Source organism: Klenkia sp. PcliD-1-E (assembly GCF_024124375.1).
In the GTDB taxonomy this organism is placed as follows: domain Bacteria; phylum Actinomycetota; class Actinomycetes; order Mycobacteriales; family Geodermatophilaceae; genus Klenkia.
In genome coordinates this window covers 21,927-42,537 of the sequence record NZ_JAMXRZ010000005.1, presented here as the reverse complement: position 1 = coordinate 42,537, position 20,611 = coordinate 21,927, and the positions used below count along the sequence as shown (strand labels likewise).

Annotated in this window: 21 protein-coding genes; 16 read left to right on the top strand and 5 right to left on the bottom strand. The window is 74.0% G+C overall.

Annotation, left to right across the window (positions count from 1 at the left end; translation table 11 throughout):
- Positions 1-52 precede the first annotated feature (52 nt).
- The 14 genes from NH342_RS02370 (at position 53) to NH342_RS02305 (ending at position 13,706) form a co-directional block, all read left to right on the top strand.
- On the top strand, positions 53-2,152 hold the full coding sequence (locus NH342_RS02370) for a hydantoinase/oxoprolinase family protein (RefSeq protein ID WP_253010879.1): 2,100 nt from the start codon (positions 53-55) through the stop codon (positions 2,150-2,152).
- Positions 2,153-2,165: 13 nt separating this feature from the next.
- A complete protein-coding gene (locus NH342_RS02365) occupies positions 2,166-4,154 on the top strand; it encodes a hydantoinase B/oxoprolinase family protein (RefSeq protein WP_253010877.1) in 1,989 nt (662 codons plus the stop codon).
- Complete coding sequence (locus NH342_RS02360; RefSeq protein WP_253010875.1) at positions 4,151-4,441, top strand: hypothetical protein; 291 nt, start codon at positions 4,151-4,153, stop codon at positions 4,439-4,441. Before NH342_RS02365 ends, NH342_RS02360 begins: the two co-directional genes overlap by 4 nt.
- Positions 4,438-5,211 carry an SDR family NAD(P)-dependent oxidoreductase gene (locus tag NH342_RS02355; RefSeq protein WP_253010873.1) on the top strand — a complete coding sequence of 258 codons (774 nt, stop codon included), beginning with the start codon at positions 4,438-4,440 and terminating at the stop codon, positions 5,209-5,211. Before NH342_RS02360 ends, NH342_RS02355 begins: the two co-directional genes overlap by 4 nt.
- 30 nt (positions 5,212-5,241) lie before the next feature.
- The gene (locus tag NH342_RS02350; RefSeq protein ID WP_253010871.1) at positions 5,242-6,708 is read left to right on the top strand and encodes an aldehyde dehydrogenase family protein; all 1,467 of its coding nucleotides are present in this window, start codon (positions 5,242-5,244) and stop codon (positions 6,706-6,708) included.
- A gap of 80 nt (positions 6,709-6,788) precedes the next feature.
- Positions 6,789-8,237 carry a Rieske 2Fe-2S domain-containing protein gene (locus NH342_RS02345; RefSeq protein WP_253010869.1) on the top strand — a complete coding sequence of 483 codons (1,449 nt, stop codon included), beginning with the start codon at positions 6,789-6,791 and terminating at the stop codon, positions 8,235-8,237.
- A complete protein-coding gene (locus NH342_RS02340; protein ID WP_253010867.1) occupies positions 8,234-8,812 on the top strand; it encodes a 3-phenylpropionate/cinnamic acid dioxygenase subunit beta in 579 nt (192 codons plus the stop codon). Before NH342_RS02345 ends, NH342_RS02340 begins: the two co-directional genes overlap by 4 nt.
- Entirely contained in the window at positions 8,809-9,186 is a 378-nt protein-coding gene (locus tag NH342_RS02335) for a hypothetical protein (RefSeq protein ID WP_253010865.1), read from the top strand. Before NH342_RS02340 ends, NH342_RS02335 begins: the two co-directional genes overlap by 4 nt.
- On the top strand, positions 9,183-9,992 hold the full coding sequence (gene hcaB, locus NH342_RS02330) for a 3-(cis-5,6-dihydroxycyclohexa-1,3-dien-1-yl)propanoate dehydrogenase (RefSeq protein ID WP_253010863.1): 810 nt from the start codon (positions 9,183-9,185) through the stop codon (positions 9,990-9,992). Before NH342_RS02335 ends, hcaB begins: the two co-directional genes overlap by 4 nt.
- Positions 9,993-10,018: 26 nt before the next feature.
- Positions 10,019-10,213, top strand: coding sequence for a ferredoxin (locus tag NH342_RS02325; protein ID WP_253010861.1), 195 nt, complete (start codon positions 10,019-10,021; stop codon positions 10,211-10,213).
- Between the two features lies 1 nt (position 10,214).
- Entirely contained in the window at positions 10,215-11,441 is a 1,227-nt protein-coding gene (locus tag NH342_RS02320) for an FAD-dependent oxidoreductase (RefSeq protein WP_253010859.1), read from the top strand.
- Complete coding sequence (locus NH342_RS02315) at positions 11,438-12,154, top strand: class II aldolase/adducin family protein (protein ID WP_253010857.1); 717 nt, start codon at positions 11,438-11,440, stop codon at positions 12,152-12,154. The genes NH342_RS02320 and NH342_RS02315 overlap by 4 nt, the downstream gene beginning before the upstream one ends.
- A gap of 24 nt (positions 12,155-12,178) precedes the next feature.
- Positions 12,179-12,970 (top strand): IclR family transcriptional regulator, encoded by a 792-nt coding sequence (locus NH342_RS02310; RefSeq protein WP_253010856.1) that lies wholly within the window; start codon positions 12,179-12,181, stop codon positions 12,968-12,970.
- Between the two features lie 43 nt (positions 12,971-13,013).
- Entirely contained in the window at positions 13,014-13,706 is a 693-nt protein-coding gene (locus NH342_RS02305; protein WP_253010855.1) for a class II aldolase/adducin family protein, read from the top strand.
- A 116-nt stretch (positions 13,707-13,822) separates the two neighbouring features.
- On the opposite strand, the gene NH342_RS02300 is transcribed toward NH342_RS02305, so the two are convergent.
- On the bottom strand, positions 13,823-15,667 hold the full coding sequence (locus NH342_RS02300) for an FAD-dependent monooxygenase (protein WP_253010854.1): 1,845 nt from the start codon (positions 15,665-15,667) through the stop codon (positions 13,823-13,825).
- Positions 15,668-15,714: 47 nt separating this feature from the next.
- Between NH342_RS02300 and NH342_RS02295 the strand changes: the two genes are divergently transcribed.
- A complete protein-coding gene (locus NH342_RS02295) occupies positions 15,715-16,464 on the top strand; it encodes an IclR family transcriptional regulator (protein WP_253010853.1) in 750 nt (249 codons plus the stop codon).
- Positions 16,461-17,582 carry a serine hydrolase gene (locus NH342_RS02290; protein WP_253010852.1) on the top strand — a complete coding sequence of 374 codons (1,122 nt, stop codon included), beginning with the start codon at positions 16,461-16,463 and terminating at the stop codon, positions 17,580-17,582. The genes NH342_RS02295 and NH342_RS02290 overlap by 4 nt, the downstream gene beginning before the upstream one ends.
- Here NH342_RS02290 and NH342_RS02285 read toward each other — a convergent pair.
- The 4 genes from NH342_RS02285 to NH342_RS02270 form a co-directional block, all read right to left on the bottom strand.
- Entirely contained in the window at positions 17,575-18,768 is a 1,194-nt protein-coding gene (locus NH342_RS02285) for an RNA polymerase sigma factor (RefSeq protein ID WP_253010851.1), read from the bottom strand. The genes NH342_RS02290 and NH342_RS02285 overlap by 8 nt on opposite strands.
- Entirely contained in the window at positions 18,765-19,121 is a 357-nt protein-coding gene (locus NH342_RS02280; protein ID WP_253010849.1) for a YciI family protein, read from the bottom strand. The genes NH342_RS02285 and NH342_RS02280 overlap by 4 nt, the downstream gene beginning before the upstream one ends.
- A gap of 67 nt (positions 19,122-19,188) precedes the next feature.
- Positions 19,189-20,079: an SMP-30/gluconolactonase/LRE family protein gene (locus NH342_RS02275; RefSeq protein ID WP_253010847.1), complete on the bottom strand. Its 891-nt coding sequence runs from the start codon at positions 20,077-20,079 to the stop codon at positions 19,189-19,191.
- Positions 20,080-20,158: 79 nt separating this feature from the next.
- Positions 20,159-20,593 carry an SRPBCC family protein gene (locus NH342_RS02270; protein WP_253010845.1) on the bottom strand — a complete coding sequence of 145 codons (435 nt, stop codon included), beginning with the start codon at positions 20,591-20,593 and terminating at the stop codon, positions 20,159-20,161.
- Between the last annotated feature and the right edge of the window lie 18 nt (positions 20,594-20,611).

The following is a 20,611-nucleotide window of genomic DNA, read 5'->3' as shown; positions in this document are numbered from 1 at the left end:
CTCACAGACCGGTCGCCCACGGGCGAAGGTCGCCACGCCTCCGGGAGACGACATGGCCTACGTGATCGGCATCGACATCGGCGGCACCTTCACCGACGCGTTCGTCGCGGATGGCGAGGGGCGGGTGGCGGGGACGAAGACCCCGTCCACCCCGCCGGACTTCGCCCAGGGCTTCCTGACCGTGCTCGACGAGTTGGCCGACGCCCTCGGCACGAGCACGGGCGAGTTGCTCACGGACACCCACTACATCGTCCACGGGACGACCTCGACGCTGAATGCGCTGGTCACCGGGGACGTCGCGACGGTCGGGTTCCTCACCACCCGCGGCCACGGCGACTCCATCGCGATCATGAACCTCGAGGGCCGCTACGCCGGACTGGGCTCGGACCGGGTGCAGGACATGGTCCGCACCGACAAGCCGCGCCCGCTCGTGCCTCCGCAGCTGGTCCGGGAGATCGACGAGCGGGTCGACCACAAGGGTGCGGTGGTCGTGGAGCTGGACGAGGAGGGGACACGTACCGCCGTGCGCGAACTCGTCGCGGCCGGTGCGGAGGCCATCGCGGTCAGCCTGCTGTGGAGCTTCCGCAACCCGGCGCACGAGCAGCGCGTCGGGGAGATCGTGGCCGAGGAGGCCCCAGGTCTGTACGTGGCGCTGTCCAGCGACGTGAGCCCGCGTATCAGGGAGTACGCGCGCAGCGCCACGACGATCATGAACACCCAGGTCGGGCCGAGGCTGCGGGACTACCTGCGCCCGCTGGAGGCCGAGCTCCGTGAGCGCGGGTTCGGCGGTTCCCTGCTCGTGATGCAGGGCTCGGGCGGGTGCGTCGACTCCGCCGACGCCCCGTCCCGGGCCATCACCACCATCGGCTCGGTGCTCACCGGCGGGGTCGTCGGCTGCACCCGGCTGGCCGACGAGCTCGGGCACCGGAACGTGATCTCCACCGACATGGGTGGGACGACGTTCCTGGCCGGCCTGGTGGTGGACGGCGAGGCGGTCTCCACCACGAGCACGGTGCTGAACCAGTACCAGGTGAACGTGCCGATGGTCGACGTGCACACCATCGGTGCCGGCGGGGGCGCGATCGCCTGGGTCGACGCCGGGGGCAACCTGCACGTCGGCCCGCGCAGCGCGGGGGCACGCCCCGGGCCCGCCTGCTACGGCGAGGGCGGGACGGATCCGACGGTCACCGACGTCGACCTCCTGCTCGGGATCGTCAACCCGGACAACTTCCTCGGCGGCCGCAAGCAGCTCTCGGTCGAGCTGGCCGCGGACGCCGTCCGGGCGAGGATCGCCGAACCGCTCGGCCTGACCGTCGACGAGGCGTGCGCCGCGGTCTACGCCATCCAGAACGCCCAGACCGCCGACCTGGTCCGCAAGGTGGTCGTGACGTCGGGGCAGGACCCGCGCGACTTCGTGCTCTACGCCTTCGGCGGGGCCGGGCCCATGCACTGCGCCAGCTACGCGGCCGACCTGGAGATCGGCGAGGTCGTCGTCCCCCTCGGCCCGACCGCCGCGGTGTTCTCCGCCTACGGGCTCGCGGCGTCGGACATCGTGCTGACCGCGGAGCTCTCGTCCCCGACGAACTTCCCGCCCGACCCGGCCGATTTCAACGGCGCCTTCCAGCAGCTGCGCACCGAGCTGGACGGTCGGCTCGCTGCTCAGCAGCTGCGCTTCGCCGACGTGGAGTACCGCTCCGAGGCCGACCTGCGCTACACGATGCAGCTGGCCGAGGTGGCGACGCCGGTCCCGGTCGGCGACCTCGACGCCGCCGGCCTCGGCGGCGTCGGTGACGCCTTCGGCGACCGGTACGAACAGCTCTACGGCAAGGGGTCCGGCTTCGCCGAGGCCGGCCTGCAGCTGATCACCTACCGCACCCAGGCGGTCGGCGTGCTCCCGATCCGGCCCCGGCTCACCCCGGTCGGTGCTGCGGACGGCGATGCCCGTCCGGTCACCAGCCGCCGGGTGTTCCTCGATCCGCGGCGTGGCTGGCAGGACGCCGACATCCACGACTACCGGGACCTCGCGGAGGGCCACGAGATCAAGGGCCCCGCCGTCGTCGAGGCGCCCACCACCACCGTCGCCCTGCCCGAGGGCTGCGTCGGCCGGGTCGACCGGCTCGGCAACCTCGTCATCCGCTACACCCAGGCCTGAGAGGACAGCTGACGTGCCCGTCATCCCCGTCGCCGGTTCCGAGAAGTTCGCCAACGCCCCCACCAGCCCGGAGGAGACCCGCCGCGTCGTGGGCGACTCGGTCCGGCTGCACGACGTCGACAGGTCGGTGGTCGAGGCCCTGGACCCGCTGACCTACGAGGTCGTCCGGCACCGCCTCACCTCGATCACCGAGGAGATGGGCGAGGCCCTCAAGCGCATGTCCGGGTCGGTCGTGGTCACCGACTGCAACGACTTCGACGCCGCGATCATGGACGAGGTCGGCGACGTGGTCCAGGTCGGTCTCTACAACACCGAGCTGGCCGCGTCGCTGGACATGGCTGCCAACTGGACGCTGCGCAACCGGTGCGCCAGGCCGGGCATCGCCCCCGGCGACATGTTCCTGTGCAACGACCCCTGGGTCGGCGGTGGGCTGCACCAGAACGACACCAGCCTGTTCGCGCCGCTGTTCGTCGACGGCGAACTGTTCTGCTGGACCGGCGCGGTGGCCCACCAGGTCGACCTCGGGGGCGTCTCGCCCGGCAGCTGGTCGGTGGGCGCGACCGACGTCTTCTGGGAGTCCCTGCCCACGCCGCCGGTGAAGATCGTGGAGGGCGGGGAGATCCGGCAGGACATCGAGGACGTCTGGCTGCGCCGGTCACGGGTCCCGAAGCTGGTCGCGCTCGACCTCCGGGCCAAGATCGGCGCCAACAACGTTGCGCACGAGCGGTTGCGGGCGCTGTGCGACAAGTACGGCGCGGACGTCGTCAAAGCCGTGATGCGCCGGACCATGGACGACGCCGAGCAGCGGCTGCGGGCCAAGCTCCGGGAGATCCCCGACGGCTCGTGGAGCGCGGTGGCCCACCAGGACTCCGCGCGCTCCGGCGACCGGGGCATCTACCGGATCGCGCTGACTCTGACCAAGACCGACGACCGGCTGGTCTTCGACTTCACCGGCACCGACCCGCAGGTCGACGGGCTGATCAACTGCACCTTCGCCGGGTTGCGCGGGGGCATCATGCCGGTGCTGCTGACCATGGTGTGCGGGGACATCCCGTGGGCGTGCGGTGGCATCTACCGCTGCATCGAGGTCATCAGCGAGCCCGGGACCATCAACAACTGCACCTTCCCGGCCGGCATCGGCAAGGCGTCGGTTGCCTCGGGCTGGGCCACCACCAACGTCGCGACCGAGTGCCTCGCCGGCATGCTCGACACCCACCCCGAGCACCGCAAGCGCCTGATGAGCGTCTGCTGCGGCACGTGGGACTTCGCGCTGCTCGCCGGGGTCGACCAGCGCGGCGGTGGCTTCGTGACCATGCTCTGCGACTCCATGGCCGGTGGGCTGGGGGCGCGGTCGGACTCCGACGGGGTGGACACCGGCGGGCTGGCCTGCATCCCGATGGGCCGGGTGGCCGACGTCGAGATGAACGAGTTCGCCTTCCCGATGCTCTACCTGTGGCGGCGCGAGGAGCCCGACTCCGGCGGGCCGGGCCGGTTCCGCGGCGGGGTCGGTGCCTCCAGCTGCTTCATCCCGTACGACAGCCCGCTCGGCGGCGTGCACCTGGTGGTCTCGGCCCCGGGCAAGGCCCTGCCGCTGGCCGCCGGGCTCTCCGGCGGGCTGCCAGCCGGGACCCAGCACGACGTCCTGGTGCGCGACACCGACGTGCACGCACGGTTCGCCTCCGGGCGCATCCCGTCGTCCCTCGACGAGCTCACCGGGACCACCGACCTGGTGCCCACCCACCACGAGACGGACCTCGGCGCCGCCGACGTCTACTACACGCACTGGCAGGGCGGGGGTGGCTACGGGGATCCCCTGCGCCGCGACCCGGCCGCGGTGGCCGCGGACGTGGCAGCGCACAAGGTGTCCGTGGCCGGTGCGCACGAGGTGTACGGGGTCCTCGTCGACGACCAGGGCGCCGTCGACGAGGGCGCCACCACGACCCGACGTGCAGCGCTGCGGCGCAGCCGGGCGGGCCTCGAGGCCGAGGAGGTCCCGGCGTGAGCGTGCACATCGACGAGAACCTGGTCCAGGGCGACGACGGGGTGGTGAGCTGTCGGCACTGCGACGCCGCCCTCGGGGTGGCACAGCAGCCGCTGCGCGACGCCTGCGTCCGCGAGTCCGACCCGCGGACCGCCGGACCGTCCGTCCGGGCAGGCTCCGCGCACTTCGCCGACCGCCCCGTCGTCCTCCGGCAGACCTTCTGCCCCGGGTGCCTGACCCTCCTGCAGTCCGAGATCGTCCCCGGTGACGAGCCGTCGGGCCGCACCCGCTCGGTGGTGGCCCGGTGACCGGCCCGCTGGCGGGCCGGGTCGTCGTCGTCACCGGGGGTGCGCAGGGCCTGGGCCGGGCCTACGCCCGGCGCATCGTCGCCGACGGCGGCACGGTCGTGGTGGCCGACCTGGACGCCGAGAAGGCCGCCGCGGTCGTCGCGGACCTGGACGCGACCGGGGGTGCGGCGACCTCCGTGCCCCTCGACGTCGGCGACCCGGCGGCGGTGGGCGCCTTCGCCGAAACCGTGACGGCGAGGTTCGGCGCAGTCCACGGGCTGGTGAACAACGCTGCGATCTTCTCCACGATCACGATGCGCCCGTTCTGGGAGATCCCGCCCGAGGAGTGGGACCGGCTCATGGCGGTCAACCTGCGTGGTCCCTGGCTGGTCACCAGCGCGCTGCTGCCCGCCCTGCGCGAGGGAGCCCGGACCGGCCACGGTGCGAGCGTGGTCAACGTGGGCTCCGACGCCGTCTGGCTGGGCCGGCCGGGCTACCTGCACTACATCGCCAGCAAGGGCGGGGTGGCGGGCATGACCCACGCCATGGCGCACGAGCTGGGCGGCGACTCGATCCGGGTCAACTCCCTGTCGCCGGGACCGACCTACACCGAGGTGCCCCGCTCCACCGTCTCCCCGGAGCAGCGAACCGCGATGCAGGCCGCGCAGGCGCTGCACCGGGATGCCGAACCTGCGGACATGGTCGGCGTGGTCGCCTTCCTGCTCTCCGACGACAGCCGGTGGGTCACCGGCCAGACGGTGAGCGTCAACGGCGGCGTCCTGCACCGCTGACCTACCCGCACCCGACGACCGAGGAGAACCGTGACCGATCTGCAGGCAGCCAGCACCGTGCTGGACCGTCGCCTGGACATCCTGCTCGGCGGACGGGCGGTGCCGACGGCCGCCCGGTACGACGTCGAGGACCCGACGACGGGCCGGCGGCTGACCGACGCCCCCGACTGCTCGGCCGCGGAGGTGGACACCGTCGTCCGCGCGGCCGGGGAGGCCCAGCGGGCCTGGGCGCGGCTGCCGGCCCGGGCCCGGGCCGGGAAGGTGCGGGAGTTCGCAGCCCTCCTCCGCGAGCACACCGACGAGTTGGCCACCCTCGATGCGCTCGATGCCGGGTTCCCGCTGCCGGTCATGCAGGCCGACGTGGGGGCCGCGGCCGTGCTGCTGGAGATCATGGCGGACCACGCGCTGTCCCTGGGCGGGTCGACCTACCCGCTGTCGGGCAACCTGCACTACTCCACCCAGGAGCCCTACGGGGTGGTGGGCCGGATCGTCCCGTTCAACCACCCGCTGTTCTTCGCCGCCGGCAAGGTGGCCGCCCCGCTGGTGGCGGGCAACGCCGTCGTCCTCAAGGCGCCGGACCAGACCCCGCTGTCGGCCCTGCGGATGGCCGAACTGGCCGCCGACGTGTTCGGACCGGACCTGTGCGGCGTGGTCAGCGGCCGGGGCGCGACGACCGGTGCGGCGCTGGTGGCCCACCCGCTGATCCGACGGATCGGGTTCATCGGTGCCGAGCCGACCGGCCGGCTGATCCAGCGGGAGGCCGCCGAGCACGGGGTGAAGCACGTCAGCCTGGAGCTCGGCGGGAAGAACGCCCTGGTCGTCATGCCGGACGCTGACCTGGCGCGGGCAGCCGACGCCGCGGTGTTCGGGATGAACTTCACGGCGACGGCCGGGCAGTCCTGCGGGTCGACCAGCCGGCTGCTGCTGCACGAGTCCGTCGCCGACGAGGTGCTCGCCGCGGTGGTCGAGCAGGTCCGGGCCATCCGGGTCGGTCACCCGCTGGAGCCCGGCACGCAGATGGGCCCGGTGGTCGACCGCGCCCAGTACGAGAAGTCGATGCGGGCCATCGCGGCGGCCACCGCCGCCGGGGCCCCGGTGCTGGTCGGCGGCGGGCGGCCGGACACCGTCGGCGAGGAGGGCTGGTACGTCGCCCCGACCGTGCTGGGCCCGATGGCCGCGGACAACCCCACTGCCGTGGAGGAGGTGTTCGGCCCGGTGCTGTCGGTGCTCACCTTCCGCGACGAGGACGAGGCCGTGGCGATCGCCAACCGGACCGGGTACGGCCTCACGGCCGGGGTCTTCACCTCCGACGTCACCCGGGCGCACCGGATGGCTGCCGCGCTGGAGGCCGGCTACGTGTGGGTCAACGGCTCCTCCCGGCACTACTGGGGGCTGCCGTTCGGGGGAGTCAAGGCCTCCGGCGTGGGACGCGAGGAGTCCGTCGACGAGCTCCTCTCCTACACCGAGACCAAGGCGGTCACCGTCGTCCTGGAGTGACGGTTGACGGACCGGGTGGCCTGGTCTCTACTAGAGAGAGAGAAGTTCTGTCAGACAGAACGACGGAGGGTGAGCTCAGGATGACCGATCAGACCACCGTGCTGGCCGACGTGCGGCGCGGCATGATCCCGGCGCACATCTACAACGACCGGGAGGTCTTCGAGCTGGAGAAGGAGCGCGTCTTCTCCCGCGCCTGGGTGTTCGTGGGCCACGAGTCCGAGATCGCCCAGCCCGGTGACTACGTCGTCCGGCGGGTGCTGGAGGACTCCTTCATCGTCACCCGCGACGAGCAGGGCGAGGTCCGCGCGCACTTCAACATGTGCCTGCACCGCGGCATGCAGGTCTGCCGCGCCGAGGTCGGCAACGCCAGCCACTTCCGCTGCCCGTACCACGGCTGGTCCTACCGCAACGACGGCCGCATCGTCGGGCTGCCGTTCCACAAGGACGCGTACGGCGGCGAGGCCGGCTTCGCGCGCAAGGGCCAGCGCCTGCTCCCGGCGCCGAACCTGGCGATCTACAACGGGATGGTCTTCGTGTCCATGGACCCGGACGCGCCCCCGCTGGAGGAGTTCCTCGGCGACTTCCGCTTCTACCTGGACTACTACACCAAGCAGTCGGCCTCGGGCATCGAGCTGCGCGGTCCGCAGCGCTGGAGGGTTAAGGCGAACTGGAAGATCGGCGCGGAGAACTTCGCCGGCGACATGTACCACACCCCGCAGACGCACACCTCGGTCGTGGAGATCGGCCTGTTCCGCGAGCCCAAGGCCGAGAAGCGCAAGGACGGCGCCACCTACTGGGCCGGTGCCGGGGGCGGCACAACGTACAAGCTGCCCGAGGGCGACCTCGACGAGCGGCTGCGGTACGTGGGTTACCCGCAGGAGATGGTCGACCGGATGAAGGAGCAGTTCTCCGACGAGCAGCTGCGCCTCATCGGCGACGACGGCTTCATGATCAGCGCCGCGTCGGTCTACCCGAACCTCTCCTTCGTGCACAACTGGCCCCGGGTGGGCGAGTCCGACGACGTGCTGCCCTTCATCTCCATCCGCCAGTGGCAACCCATCAGCGAGGACGAGACCGAGGTGCTGTCCTGGTTCGCCGTCGACGCCCAGGCGCCCGAGGAGTTCAAGGCGCTGAGCTACAAGGCCTACCTCATGTGCTTCGGCTCGACCGGGATGTTCGAGCAGGACGACGTGGAGAACTGGGTCTCCCTCACCAACACCGCGGCCGGCTCGATGGCGCGGCGGCTGCTGCTCAACAGCCGGATGGGCATCCTCGAGGACGACCAGCCGGTCACCCCGCCCCTGGGTCCGGACGCCTTCCACGGCCCGGGCGAGGCGCGGACCGGTTACTCCGAGCACAACCAGCGGGCACTGCTCAACCGCTGGGCCGACGACCTGGAGAAGCCCCCGGTGCAGGCCGCCACGCTCACCGTCGGCGCGCAGGGCAGCGGGGCCGTGGACGACCAGGGCCGTACCTCCCCGCAGGCCTCGGACGTCGAGGTGCCCGGCGAGGCGGTGGCGCAGGCATGAGCGGCGCCCTGAGCGAGCAGTCCGCCCTCGGCCGGCACGCCTCGCGCGTGCAGCGCACCGGGCGCAGCCTGCCCTTCGACGACCCCCGCCACCTGCAGGCCCACCACTGGCTGGTCGACGAGGCCTGGTTGCTCGACGAGCAGGCCTACGAGGACTGGCTGGAGCTCATCACCGACGACGTCCACTACCTGATGCCGGTGCGGGTCACGACCGCGCTGGGCGCCGGCTACGACACCGCGCGGGGCATGGCGCACTTCGACGAGGACAAGTACTCCCTGTCCCGCCGGGTGGCCCGCTTCCTCACCGAGCACGCCTGGACCGAGGACCCGCCGTCCCGGCTGCGGCACCACCTGTCCAACGTCCGCACCTTCGCCACCGACGACCCCGACCACTTGGTGGTGGAGTCGGCGACCCTGCTGTTCCGCAACCGCGGTGACGTCCGGGAAGGGTCGTTCGTGTCCGCCGGCCGGGAGGACCTGCTGCGCCGGGTCGACGACGGCTGGCAGCTCGCCCGGAGGGTGATCATGGTCGACGACTCGGTCATGCGGATGCAGAACCTGGCGATCTTCCTGTGACCGGCCTGTCCTGGGAGGGGGAGGACGTCGACGCAGCCGCGGCCCGCCGCGCAGCGGCCGAGCACGCCGCCCTGGTCGCCGGTGCCAGCGGTGAGCCCATCACCATCGCCAACGAGTTCGCCGAGGTCCGGGTGCTGAGGGTCGACACCCGCAACGGGTCCCGGCTGCTGGTCGAGTCGCCCAAGTCCGGGCAGTGGGTCGCCCTGGACCCCCTGGAGGTCGAGGCGCTGACCTGGCAGGGCACCGCCACCTTCTCGGCGATGATCGCCAACCCGTTCGGGCCGCTCATCCCCGAGGCGAGCGCCGGTGTGGTCACCGACGGCTCGGTCCGGGAGGGCGGCGGACCCGAGGCGGTCGAGGGCGGCAGCCAGTGACCGCCGGGTGGCTCGCGGGACGGCGGGCGCTCGTCGTCGGCGCCGGGTCCGGCATCGGCCGGGCGGTCGTCGACGCCTTCCTCGCCGAGGGCGCCCGGGTCGCCGTCCTGGAACGCGACCAGGACAAGTGCGCTGCGCTGCGGGCGGAGCAACCCGACGTCCCGGTCACGGCGGGCGACGCGACCTCGCAGGAGGCCAACGAGGCCGCCGTCGCCGCGGCGGTGGAGGCCTTCGGCGGGCTGGACCTGCTGGTCAACTGCGTCGGCATCTTCGACTTCTACCGCTCGGTCGTCGACCTGGACCCCGGCCTGCTCGAGTCCGCCTTCGACGAGGTCTTCCACACCAACGTGCTGTCCCACCTCCGGTCGGTGCAGGCCGCGCTCCCGCACCTGCAGGCCGCCGGCAACGGGGTGGTCCTGCTGACCGAGTCGACGTCGTCCTACCACCCCGGTCGCGGGGGCGTGCTGTACCTGGCGTCGAAGTTCGCCGTGCGCGGGCTGGTCACCGCGCTGGCCCACGACCTGGCTCCCGAGGTCCGGGTCAACGCCGTGGCCCCCGGCGGGACGCTGGGCACCGACCTGCGCGGGCCGGCCACCCTGGGCACCGCCGGCCGCAGCCTGGGTGACACCCCCGGGCGCGCGGAGGAGCTGGCTGCCCGGGTGCCCCTGCAGGTGGCGCTCACCGCCGCCGACCACGCCTGGAGCTACGTGTTCCTGGCCTCCGACCGCGCCCGCGGCATCACCGGCGGCTCGGTGCACCCCGACGGCGGGATCGGCCTCGGCGCCGCCCCGCGCAAGCGTTCCTGAACCACCCGACAGCAGAGGAGAGCACCATGCCCCGGCTCACCGCCGACCACGAGGCCTGCCAGGGATACGGCAACTGCATCACCGGCGCACCCGACGTCTACGACATCGACGACGACGGCGTCGTCGTGCTGCTGAGGGACGAGATCCCCGAGTCCGACCGGGCCCGGGTGGAGGAGGCCGCGCGCAGCTGTCCGGTCAGCGCGCTGGCCGTCGAGGACTGACGTGCCCACCGTCGTCGTGGTGGGCTCCTCGGTCGCCGGGGTGCGGACCGTGCAGGCGCTGCGCAGCAGCGGGTTCGGGGGGCGGGTCCTGCTGGTGGGGGAGGAGTCCGAGCTGCCCTACGACAAGCCGCCGCTGTCCAAGCAGTTCCTGGCCGGCACCTGGGACACCGACAAGATCCGGCTCCTGACCGCCGAGCAGGCGGCCGACCTCGACGTCGAGCTGCGGCTGGGGGTGGCGGCGGAGCGCTTGGACGTGGCCGGGAAGCAGCTGCACCTGGCCGACGGCTCGGCGCTGGCCTGGGACGTCGTCGTGCTGGCCACCGGAGCGGCCGCCCGGCCCTCGCCCTGGCGGGTGGGGTCGGGCGTGCACGTCGTCCGCACCCTCGCCGACGCCCGGGCGCTGCGGGACGACCTGGCCGACGAGGGCCCGGTCGTCGTGGTGGGTGGCGGGTTCATCGGGGCCGAGGTGGCCGCCAGCGCGCACGCCCTGGGCCACGACGTCACCGTGGTCGACCCGCTCCCCACCCCGATCGGGCGGGTCGTGGGCGACGAGGTCGGCGAGCACTTCTCCGCCCTGCACGCCCGGCACGGGGTGGACGCCCGCTTCGGCACCGGGGTCGAGTCGGTCACCGGCGGTGCGGGGGACCTCACGGTCACCCTCACCGACGGGACGTCGCTGTCCGCGGCCACCGTCGTGGTCGGGATCGGGGCCACCCCGAACGACGGCTGGCTGGCCACCTCGGGCCTGCTGGTGGAGAACGGGGTCACCTGCGACCAGCACTGCCGCGCCGTCGACTCCCCGGACGTCTACGTCGTGGGCGACCTGGCCCGCTGGTTCCACCCCGGCCACGAGGAGCACCTGCGGGTCGAGCACTGGACCAACGCGGTGGACTCGGCGGTGGTGGCCGCGCACAACATCGCCCACCCCGACGACCTCCGGTCGCACGAACCCGTCGAGTACGTCTGGAGCGACCAGTACGACTGGCGCATCCAGATCGTCGGCCGGCCCGCCCGCGCGACCCGGCACGAGCTGGTGGGCAACCTGGACGGCGCCACCGCCCGGGGTGCGGTCCTCTACACCGACGACGAGGGCCGGCTGCGCGGTGCGGTCACCGTGAACTGGCCGAGGGCACTGGTCACCTGCCGGCGGCTGGTCTCGGCCGGCACCGGGTTCGCGGACGCGGTCGCCCAGGTCAGAGCGCTGCCGCCGGCCCGGGCCGCGGCATGAGCACGATCGCCGCGCAGCGGCAGCTCGTCGCCGACGCCTGCCGGGTACTGGCCGCCCGCGGACTGGCCGACGGCTACCTGGGCCACGTCAGCCTGCGGGTCGAGGACGACCTGCTGCTCGTCCGGTGCCGTGGTCCGCAGGAGCGCGGCCTGCGCTGGACCACCGCCGACGACGTCCACCTGGTCACCCTGGACGGCGGGCCGGGAGGCGAGGGCGAACTGGGGGAGTGGACCGTACCCAACGAGCTGCCGCTGCACACCGAGGTGCTGCGGACCCGGCCCGACGTGGCCGCGGTGGTGCACGCCCACCCGCCGGCCGTGGTGGCCGCCGACCTCGCCGGGCTGGCCATCCGCCCGGTCGTGGGCGCCTTCGACATGCCCGGCACCAAGCTGGCCGCCGGCGGCGTCCCGGTGTACCCGCGGGGCGTCCTGGTCAGGGACCGCCGGCTGGCCGGGGAGATGGTGGCCGCGATGGGCGACCGGCCGGTGGTGCTGCTGCGCGGGCACGGGCTGACCAGTGCCGGGCGCAGCGTCGAGGAGGCAGTGCTCTCCGCCCTGTCGGTGGACCGCCTGGCTCGCCTGGAGCTGGCCGTCGTCTCGGCCGGGGGGACGCTGGTCGACCTGCCGGCCGACGACATGGCCGAGCTGCCCGACCTCGGCGCCGGGTTCAACCACGCCACCGCCTGGCGGCACGAACTGGCGAACCTGCCGTGATCGACGGCCACCTAGGCTGCGGGCATGGACGGTGCGCAGTTCCCGCCCGCGCCGGAGCACGGCGCCGTGCCGCAGTACCCGATCGAGTCCGTGGACAACGCGCTCAAGGTGCTGCTGCTGCTCGGCGAGCGCCCGGCGTTGCGGCTGACCGACGTCAGCCAGTACCTGGGCGTGGCCTCCTCGACGGCGCACCGGCTGCTGGCGATGCTGCAGTACCGAGGTTTCGTCCGGCAGGACGCCCCCACCCGCGGCTACGTGCCGGGGCCGACCCTCGACGGGCTGGCCATGGGTGTGCTCCGCCGGTTGGACGTGCGCGCCCGGGCGCGGCCCGTGCTCGAGAAGCTCAACTCCGACCTGCAGGAGACCGTCCACCTCGGCCGGCTCGAGGGCACCGACGTGCACTTCATCGACTCGATCGAGAGCAGCAGGGCCTTGCGCGTCGGCGGGCGGCTGGGCCGTTCGATCCCCGCGCACTGCACGTCCAACGGGAAAGCGCTGCTGGCCGGGCTGGACGAGGCGGAGCTGCTCCGGCTCTACCCCGACGAGCCCCTGCCCCAGCTCACGCCGCACTCGATCGGCACCCGTACCCGGCTGCTGGAGGTGCTGCACCAGGTGCGGGCCCAGGGGTTCGCCACCAGCGACGAGGAGAGCGAGGAGGGCGTCAGCTCGCTCGCCGTCGCGCTCCCGGCCCGGCACTCGCCGCGGCTCGCGATCAACGCCTCGGCGCCGCTGAGCCGCCTGACCCCGGATGTCCGGCAGGACGTCCTGGACCACCTGTTCGCCGCCGTCGAGGAGATCGACCGGCTGCTGCTCTAGGGACCCGCGTCCGCCGGGTCCACCCCCGACGGACGGAGACCCCGTGAGCGCCACCACCGACCAGCTGCGCGACGACGTCGCCACCTCCTGCCGGGTGCTCGCCACCGCCGGCCAGGACGACCTCATCTGGGGTCACTCCTCGGCCCGCGACCCCGAGGGCCGGGGGGTGTGGCTCAAGACCGCGGAGTGGGGGCTGGGCGAGGTCACCGCCGACCGGGTGCACCTGGTGTCACCCGACGGCGAGGTCCTCGAGGGGGAGGGGGCACGGCACAGCGAGTTCCCGATCCACACCGAGGTCATGGCGGCCCGGCCCGAGGTCGGCGGAGTGGTGCACACCCATCCGCCGCACGCCGTCGCCCTGGCCGCGACGGGCCAGGAGCTGCGGCCGGTGAGCCACGCGGCCAACCTCTTCGTCCCCCCGGGCGTCCCCCGCTTCACCGACACCGCCGACCTGGTGCTCACCCGTGAGCTGGGCCGGGCGGTCGCGCTGACCCTGGGCGAGGCGCGGGCGGTGTTCCTGGTCAACCACGGGGTCGTCGCGGTGGGGCCGGACGTGCGGATGGCGACCGTCGCCGCGGTCGTGCTGGAGCAGGCGTGCCGGCAGCAGATCCTCACGCAGACGGCGGGCGGCTGGCCCACCTGGTCGCCCCCGGAGGAGTCCATGGCCAAGCGGGAGCACGTCTACAACGAGCGCGCGCTCGGGGCGGTCTGGGACTTCCTCGTCCGCGGCCTGTAGTCCATGACCGGTGGGTGAGGTCCTCGCCGTCGCCGTGCTGGTGGGGCTGGTGCTGGTCACCCGTGGGGCCCGGCTCGCGTCCGGGGTGGTCGGGCTCGTCGGCGGCTGACCCGGGGTCAGGCCGGTCGCAGCACCCCGGCGAGGAAGGCGGCCAGCTCGTCGTCGCCGTCCAGCGGCAGCACGTGCGCGACGTGCTGGTCTGGTCGCACCAGCACCATGCAGCCCGACCGGTCCACGCCGCGCAGGTCGAACACGTCGTCGGCCCGCGGGTCGGGGCAGTAGACCTTCTCCTGGTCGACCAGCCCCAGCGGACCCTTGACCGGGCGCAGCACGGCCGGCAGCGACCCCACCTCGACGTCGTGGTGGTGCTGCTGCAGGACCGCCCGGACGTCGAGCACGGAGTCGGTGTCCCAGCCGGCCGGGGTGTGCCGCCGCAGCGGCGAGCCGGGCGCCCCGAGCCGGTCGCACAGCGCGCGCAGTGCGGTCCCGTCCCGGTCGGCGAACAGGTACAGCCGCCAGGCGCCGTCCGCCCGGGCTGCGTGTCCCAGCTGCACCGGCCGCGCGTCGGCCAGCCGGACGACGGGGGCCGAGTGGAACCGGGTGCCCACCTCGAACCCGGCGGCCAGGTGCTGGTGGGCGTCCGACGCGGTGATCGCCGAGGGCCCGTACCGGGTGGCGACACCGGCGGTGAACCTGCCCTGCTGCACGAAGTAGCGTTCGAACTCCTCGGGGTCGGACTCCTCGGGCGGCCGGCTGAACAGCGCGGCGAACCGGCGGTCGAACTCGATGAGCTCCTGCGCGACCACCTGCCGCTCGGCGGTGTAGGTGTGCAGCAACTCCGGACCGGCGGTGCCACGCAGCACCGCGGCCAGCTTCCAGCCCAGGTTCCAGGCGTCGTGCATCGACACGTTCATGCCCTGGCCGGCTTTGGCGCTGTGCGTGTGGCAGGCGTCCCCGGCGATGAACACCCGAGGGGGGCGGGAGCCGTCGTCCGGGGCGTCGTCGAAACGGTCGCACAGCCGCTGGCCGATCTCGTAGACCGACCACCAGCCGACGTCGCGGACCTCGACGGTGTACGGGTGCAGGATCCGGTTGGCGATCTCGGTCAGCCGGTCCGGGTCGACCTCGCCGACGTCCCGGACCTGGTCCAGCTCGATGTAGAAGCGGACGAGGTAGCCGCCCTCGCGCGGGATCACCAGGATGTTGCCCTCGGCGTGCGAGTGCACGGTCGCCTTCAGCCGGATGTCGGGGAAGTCGGTCACCGGGAGCACGTCCATCACGCCCCACCGCTGGTCGGTGCGGTCCCCGCGCAGCTCCCGGCCGATCGCGGTGCGCACGGCGCTGTGGGCGCCGTCGCAGCCGACCACGTAGCGGGCCCGCACCCGAGCGGTGCCGGCCGGCCCGGCCAGCTCGACGGTCACCGGGTAGCCGTCCGGGGCGTCCTCTCGCACCTGCAGCCCGGCCACCGTCCAGCCGTGCTGCACGGTGGTGCGGCCGGGCTGGCGGTCCAGGTCCTCGCGCAGCCAGGCCAGCATCCGGGCCTGGTTGACGATCACGTGCGGGAACTCCGACAGCCCCTCCTCGGTGTCGGGCACCCGGCCGGTCCGCACGATGCGCGACGGGTCGGCCGGGTCCGGTCGCCAGAAGGCGACCTCGTTCACCCAGTAGGCCTCGGCGAGGAGGCGGTCGGCCAACCCCAGGGCCTCGAACACCTCGACCGTCCGGCAGGCGACGCCGTCCGCCTGGCCGACCGCGAGCGGCCCCTCACGGCGGTCGACGACCAGCAGCTGCAGGTCGGGGAAGCGGGCCAGCTGGGCGGCGAGCACCATGCCCGCCGGGCCCGCCCCCACGACGAGGACGTCGGTGCGGTCGGGCAGACCGCCGGCGCCGTCGTCCGCGCCCGGTGCGGGCGGGGCGACGAGCGGGTCGCCGGGGCGGTAGCCGTCGAGGTAGAACTGCACGCCCGACGGTGCGCCGGGGGGTCGCAGCTGGCACAGTCTTTTCTGCCATGCGGAACCAGCCGACGTACCCGGTCAGCTCGGTCGACACCGCCCTGCTGCTGGCGACGGTGCTGCGCGACGAGGGCCCACTACGGCTGACCGACGCCGCGGCCCGGCTGGGCACCGCCCCCTCCACCGCGCACCGGCTGCTGGCCGCGCTGGTGCACCGGGACTTCGCCGTCCAGCTGCCCGACCGTCGCTACGCGGCAGGCCCGCAGCTGGGCGCGGCGCCGGTGCCGGCGTCCCGCCTGCACGCGGTGGCGTTGCCGCACCTGCGGGCGGTGGTCGCGGCGCAGGGGGAGAGCGCGCACCTCGTCGTCCGCGCCGGAGCGGACGTCCGGTTCGTGGCCACGGTGGAGTGCGACGCCGTCCTGCGGGTGGGGGACCGCACCGGCCGGACGTTGCCCGCCCACCGCAGCGCAGCAGGCAAGGCACTGCTGGCCGCGCTGGACCCCGACGAGCTGGCCGGGCTGCTGTCCCGGTTGCCCCCGGCGGAGGCGGACCGCGCCCACCGCGAGCTCCGGTCGGTCCGCCGGCGCGGGTTCGCGGTCAACGACCAGGCCACCGAGGCCGGGCTGACGGCGGTCGGCGTGGCTGTGCCCGGCGGCGGGGTGGGCATCTCGCTCGCCATGCCCCGCGTCCGGTTCTCCCGGGACCGGCTGGCCGGCTGGGTGGCTGCGCTGACCGACACCGCCGTCGCCGTCGCCGTCGGGCTGACCGATGAGCCCGGGTGGTCGCACGGGTCATCGTCGGCATGAGCACACAGGAGCTGTTCGCACTCGTCGACGACCAGGTCGCCCAGGGCCGCTACCCGGGGGCCGTCGTCGCCGTCCGGCACGCGGGGAGGACGACCGTGCACGCCACTGGCACCCTCGCCGTCGGCGGCACCGAGCCGGTGGTGACGGACACCCCGTTCCGGGTGGCGTCGCTGACCAAGCCGTTCGGCGGCCTGCTCGCGCTGTCGCTCGTCGCCGACGGCTCGCTCGACCTGGACGACGACGTCGCCCGCTGGCTGCCCGAGCTCGCCGACCCGCGGGTGCTGCGGCACCCCGACGCGGACCTGGGTGACACCGTGCGGGCCGAGCAGCCGATCACCGTGCGGGACCTGCTGCAGATGACCTGCGGCACCGGTGCCCTGATGACCGGCTCGCCGTTGGCCCGGGCGATCGCCGAGGCCGGGGTCGGCCCGGGTCCGGTGCCGACCGGGCTTGACCCCGACACCTGGGTGGCCCGGCTGGCCGGCCTGCCGCTGGCCGACCAGCCCGGGCAGGGCTGGCGGTACCACACCGGCAGCGACCTGCTCGGCGTCCTGCTGGCCCGGGCCACCAGCCGGCCGTTGCCCGACCTGCTGGCCGAGCGGGTCACCGGCCCGCTCGGGCTGACCGGCACCGGGTTCTGGACCGACCGCCCGCTGCCCGTGCAGTACGCGCCGGGCGACGACGGCCTGCAGGTGCTCGACCCGGCCGACGGCGTCTGGTCCGCACCGCCCGCCTTCCCGTCGCTCGGCGGCGGGCTGGTCTCCACCGCGGCCGACGTCTGCGCGCTCCTCGGCGCGGTCGCCGACGACGCGCTGCCCGGCGGCGTCCGCGCTGCCGACGTGCTGCACGACGGACTGACCGATGTCCAGCGAGCCGCCGCGCAGGCCTTCCTCGGCCCCGGCCGCACCTGGGCGACCGGCAACCTGGAGCTGACGCTTCAGGTCACCGACCCCTGGACGACGCCCGGCCGGTTCGGCTGGGTCGGCGGCACGGGCACCAGCGCGTACTGCGACCCCACGCTGGACCTGGTCGCCGTCCTGCTCACCCAGCGGGTGATGACCGGCCCGCACGACGGCCCCGAGGAGTTCTGGCAGGCCGCCCACGACGCGGTCAGCTGAGGGCGGCCCGGCGGCGGTGCAGGTCGGCGCGCTCGGCGGCGTTGCCGCTGCGGGCCAGTGCGGCGTCGTAGGCGGACCGCGCCTCCTCGACCCGGCCGAGCCGGCGCAGCAGGTCGGCGCGGACGGCGTGCAGCACCGGCGACCGGTCCAGGTCCACCCGGTCGACCAGCGCGAGGCCCACCGACGGGCCGTCCAGCTCGGCGACGGCCACGGCCCGGTTCAGCTGCACCACCGGTGTCGGCGGCAGCTGGTCGTAGAGCGCCACGACCTGTGACCAGTCGGTGTCGGCCCAGGTCGGGGCATCGGCGTGCACCGCCGCGATGGCGGCCTGCACCTGGTAGGGCCCCGGTCGACGGGCGCGCAGGCACTCCCGGACCAGGGCCTGGCCCTCCTCGACCAGGGGCCGTGACCAGCGACCGCGGTCCTGGCGGTCCAGGGGTACCAGCGCGCCGTCGTCGTCCACCCGGGCCGGACGACGGGCCGCGGTCAGCAGCAGCAGCGCCAGCAGGCCGCGGCACTCCGGCTCCTCGGGCACCAGCTCGACCAGCAGCCGGGCCAACCGGACGGCGTCGGCCAGCAGGTCGTCGCGCACCCCGGCGTCCCCGGTGGCGGGGGCGTGCGCCTCCGTGCCGACCAGGTGCACCACCGCGAGCACCGACGTCAGCCGCGCGGGCAGGTCGGCCGCCGTCGGCACCCGGTACGGGATCCGCGCCCGGGCGATCTTGTGCTTGGCCCGGGTGATCCGGGCGGCCATCGTCGGCTCGGGCACCAGGAACCCGCGGGCGATCTCCGCGGTGGTCAGCCCGCCGACCATCCGCAGGGTCAACGCGACCCGGGCGTCGGGCGCCAGCGCGGGGTGGCAGCAGGTGAACAGCAGCCGCAGCTGGTCGTCGCGCACCGCGCCCACCTCCTCCACCTCTGGTTCTGCCGCCAGCCGGGCCACCTCGGCGAGCTTCGCCGTCCCCACGGCCTCCCGGCGCAACCGGTCGACCGCCTTGTTCCGCGCGGTGGTGATCACCCACCCGGCCGGGGACGGCGGCACCCCGCGGTCGGGCCAGGTGGCGGCCGCCGCGGCGTAGGCCTCGGCGACCGCCTCCTCGGCGAGGTCGAGGTCCCCGAGCTGCCGGGTGAGGACGGCGACCGCCCGGCCGTGCACCTCGCGGAAGACCTGCTCGAGCGGGGTCACCAGCTGAACGGGCGGACCTCGATCGGCAGCCCGATCGCGGCCACGGTCCGCCGCCCCCACTCCAGCGCGGCGTCCAGGTCGGGCACGTCGACCACGGTGAACCCGCCGAGGTACTCCTTGCCCTCGGCGAACGGGCCGTCGACCAGCAGCACCTCGTCGCCGGAGGGCCGCAGCACGGTCGCGGTGGACGGCGCCTCCAGGCCGCCGGCGAACACCCACACGCCGGCGGACTGCATGTCGGCGCGGAGCTGGTCGACCCGGGCCATGATCGGCGCGAGCTGCTCGGGGGTGGGCTGGACGTGCTCGCCGGTGCCGGCGGACGGGGTGACGACGGACAGCAGGTACTGGGTCATGGCGGTTCCTCCTGGATGGGGTGTGCGTGCACCCCCTGCACGAACGGCGGGGTCGCGGATCGACAGGTCAGGGCCGGCCGGCGTGCGGGACGGCTACCTCCACGGTCAGCAGCACGGCCTCGCGGGCAGCGCGGCGGTTGTGCTCCAGGAAGTCCGGCGCGCAGCACAGCAGCAGGGTGCGGCCGTCCTCGCCGCCCAGCGCGCAGGCGTAGACGCCGAGGCCCTCGGGCGCGCGGACCTCGTCGACGACCTCGCCGCCCTCGGCCACCCGCACCGCCCGGCCGCCGACCGCGTCGGCCACCCACAGGTGGCCCTCGGCGTCCCCGGTGCAGCCGTCCGGGGCCACGACCAGCTGGCCCAGCGCCTCCTCCAGGGTCGACCCGGTGGGCACCGGGCCGAACTCGGCCCACACCCGGCGGTTCGACAGCGACCCGTCCCCGGCGAGGTCGAAGGCGGTGTACCGGTTCCCGAAGGTCTCCCCGACCAGCAGCGTCCCGCCGTCGGCGGTGATGACCATGCCGTTGGGGAACAGCAGGTCCCCGGCGACCACGGTGATCGTGCCGTCGGGGTCGACCCGCTTGAGCGTCGCCGGGCCGGGTGCTCCGCCGCCCATCAGGTCGAAGCCGAAGTCGCCGACGAAGACGTGCCCGGCGGCGTCGACCACCAGGTCGTTGAGCAGCCCGCCGCAGTACGGGGCGAGCGCGGCGTAGGTGGCCAGCGCGCTGCCGTCCCACCGCAGGACCCGCTGGTCGGTCATCGACACCACGACCAGCGACCCGTCGGGCAGCCGGCCCGAGCCCGAGGGCTGGGTGGCGACCTCGAGGACGACGGTCTCCTCGCCGGAGGGCGTCACCCGGCTGACCGTGCCGCGGTAGAAGTCCGACACCCACCAGTGGCCCTGGTACCAGCGTGGGCCCTCGAAGAACGATCCACCGGTCAGCAACGTCGTCGTCGTCATGGCCGGACCCTAGGGTCTCCGGTGTGACGCGCGCCTCAGGTCGCCCACGACCTGGTGCTCGCCGGGGTGGTCCGGGCGGTCAGCTGAACCGCTCGCGCAGCCGCTGCAGGGTGCCGTCGATGCCCGCCTGCGCCTTGGCCGGGAACCCCAGGGCCCGCACCGGCAGGAACGTGAGGGCGTTGTACCGGCTGGCGTCCCAGGTCTCGGTGACCCGGGTGCCGCCCTCGACCGGCTCCAGCTCGTAGCGCCAGCGGTGCGGCGCGAAGTGCTTCCAGGCGATCCGCCGGTCGGGCTCGAACTCCACGACCCGGTTCGTGGTCCGGTACTTCGCGCCCATCTGCATGGCGACCGAGAACGTCGAGCCCAGCTCGAGGCGCTCGGGGGCGTCCACGATCGCCTGCACGGTGCCCGACCCGTCGATCTCGGTGTGCCGCCGCGGGTCGGCCAGCAGCGCGAACACCTCCGACGGCGGGGCGGGGACGACGACGGAACCGGACGCGGTGCGTGCTGCCATGCGGACCACGCTAGGGGT

Bases quoted from the DNA above. Each gene is read 5' to 3' on its own strand.
- NH342_RS02370 (WP_253010879.1), top strand. From the start codon at position 53: ATGGCCTACGTGATCGGCATCGACATCGGCGGCACCTTCACCGACGCG.
- NH342_RS02345 (WP_253010869.1), top strand. From the start codon at position 6,789: ATGACCGATCAGACCACCGTGCTGGCCGACGTGCGGCGCGGCATGATC.
- NH342_RS02340 (WP_253010867.1), top strand. From the start codon at position 8,234: ATGAGCGGCGCCCTGAGCGAGCAGTCCGCCCTCGGCCGGCACGCCTCG.
- NH342_RS02325 (WP_253010861.1), top strand. From the start codon at position 10,019: ATGCCCCGGCTCACCGCCGACCACGAGGCCTGCCAGGGATACGGCAAC.
- NH342_RS02315 (WP_253010857.1), top strand. From the start codon at position 11,438: ATGAGCACGATCGCCGCGCAGCGGCAGCTCGTCGCCGACGCCTGCCGG.
- NH342_RS02310 (WP_253010856.1), top strand. From the start codon at position 12,179: ATGGACGGTGCGCAGTTCCCGCCCGCGCCGGAGCACGGCGCCGTGCCG.
- NH342_RS02295 (WP_253010853.1), top strand. From the start codon at position 15,715: ATGCGGAACCAGCCGACGTACCCGGTCAGCTCGGTCGACACCGCCCTG.
- NH342_RS02290 (WP_253010852.1), top strand. From the start codon at position 16,461: ATGAGCACACAGGAGCTGTTCGCACTCGTCGACGACCAGGTCGCCCAG.
- NH342_RS02280 (WP_253010849.1), bottom strand. From the start codon at position 19,121: ATGACCCAGTACCTGCTGTCCGTCGTCACCCCGTCCGCCGGCACCGGC.
- NH342_RS02275 (WP_253010847.1), bottom strand. From the start codon at position 20,079: ATGACGACGACGACGTTGCTGACCGGTGGATCGTTCTTCGAGGGCCCA.
- NH342_RS02270 (WP_253010845.1), bottom strand. From the start codon at position 20,593: ATGGCAGCACGCACCGCGTCCGGTTCCGTCGTCGTCCCCGCCCCGCCG.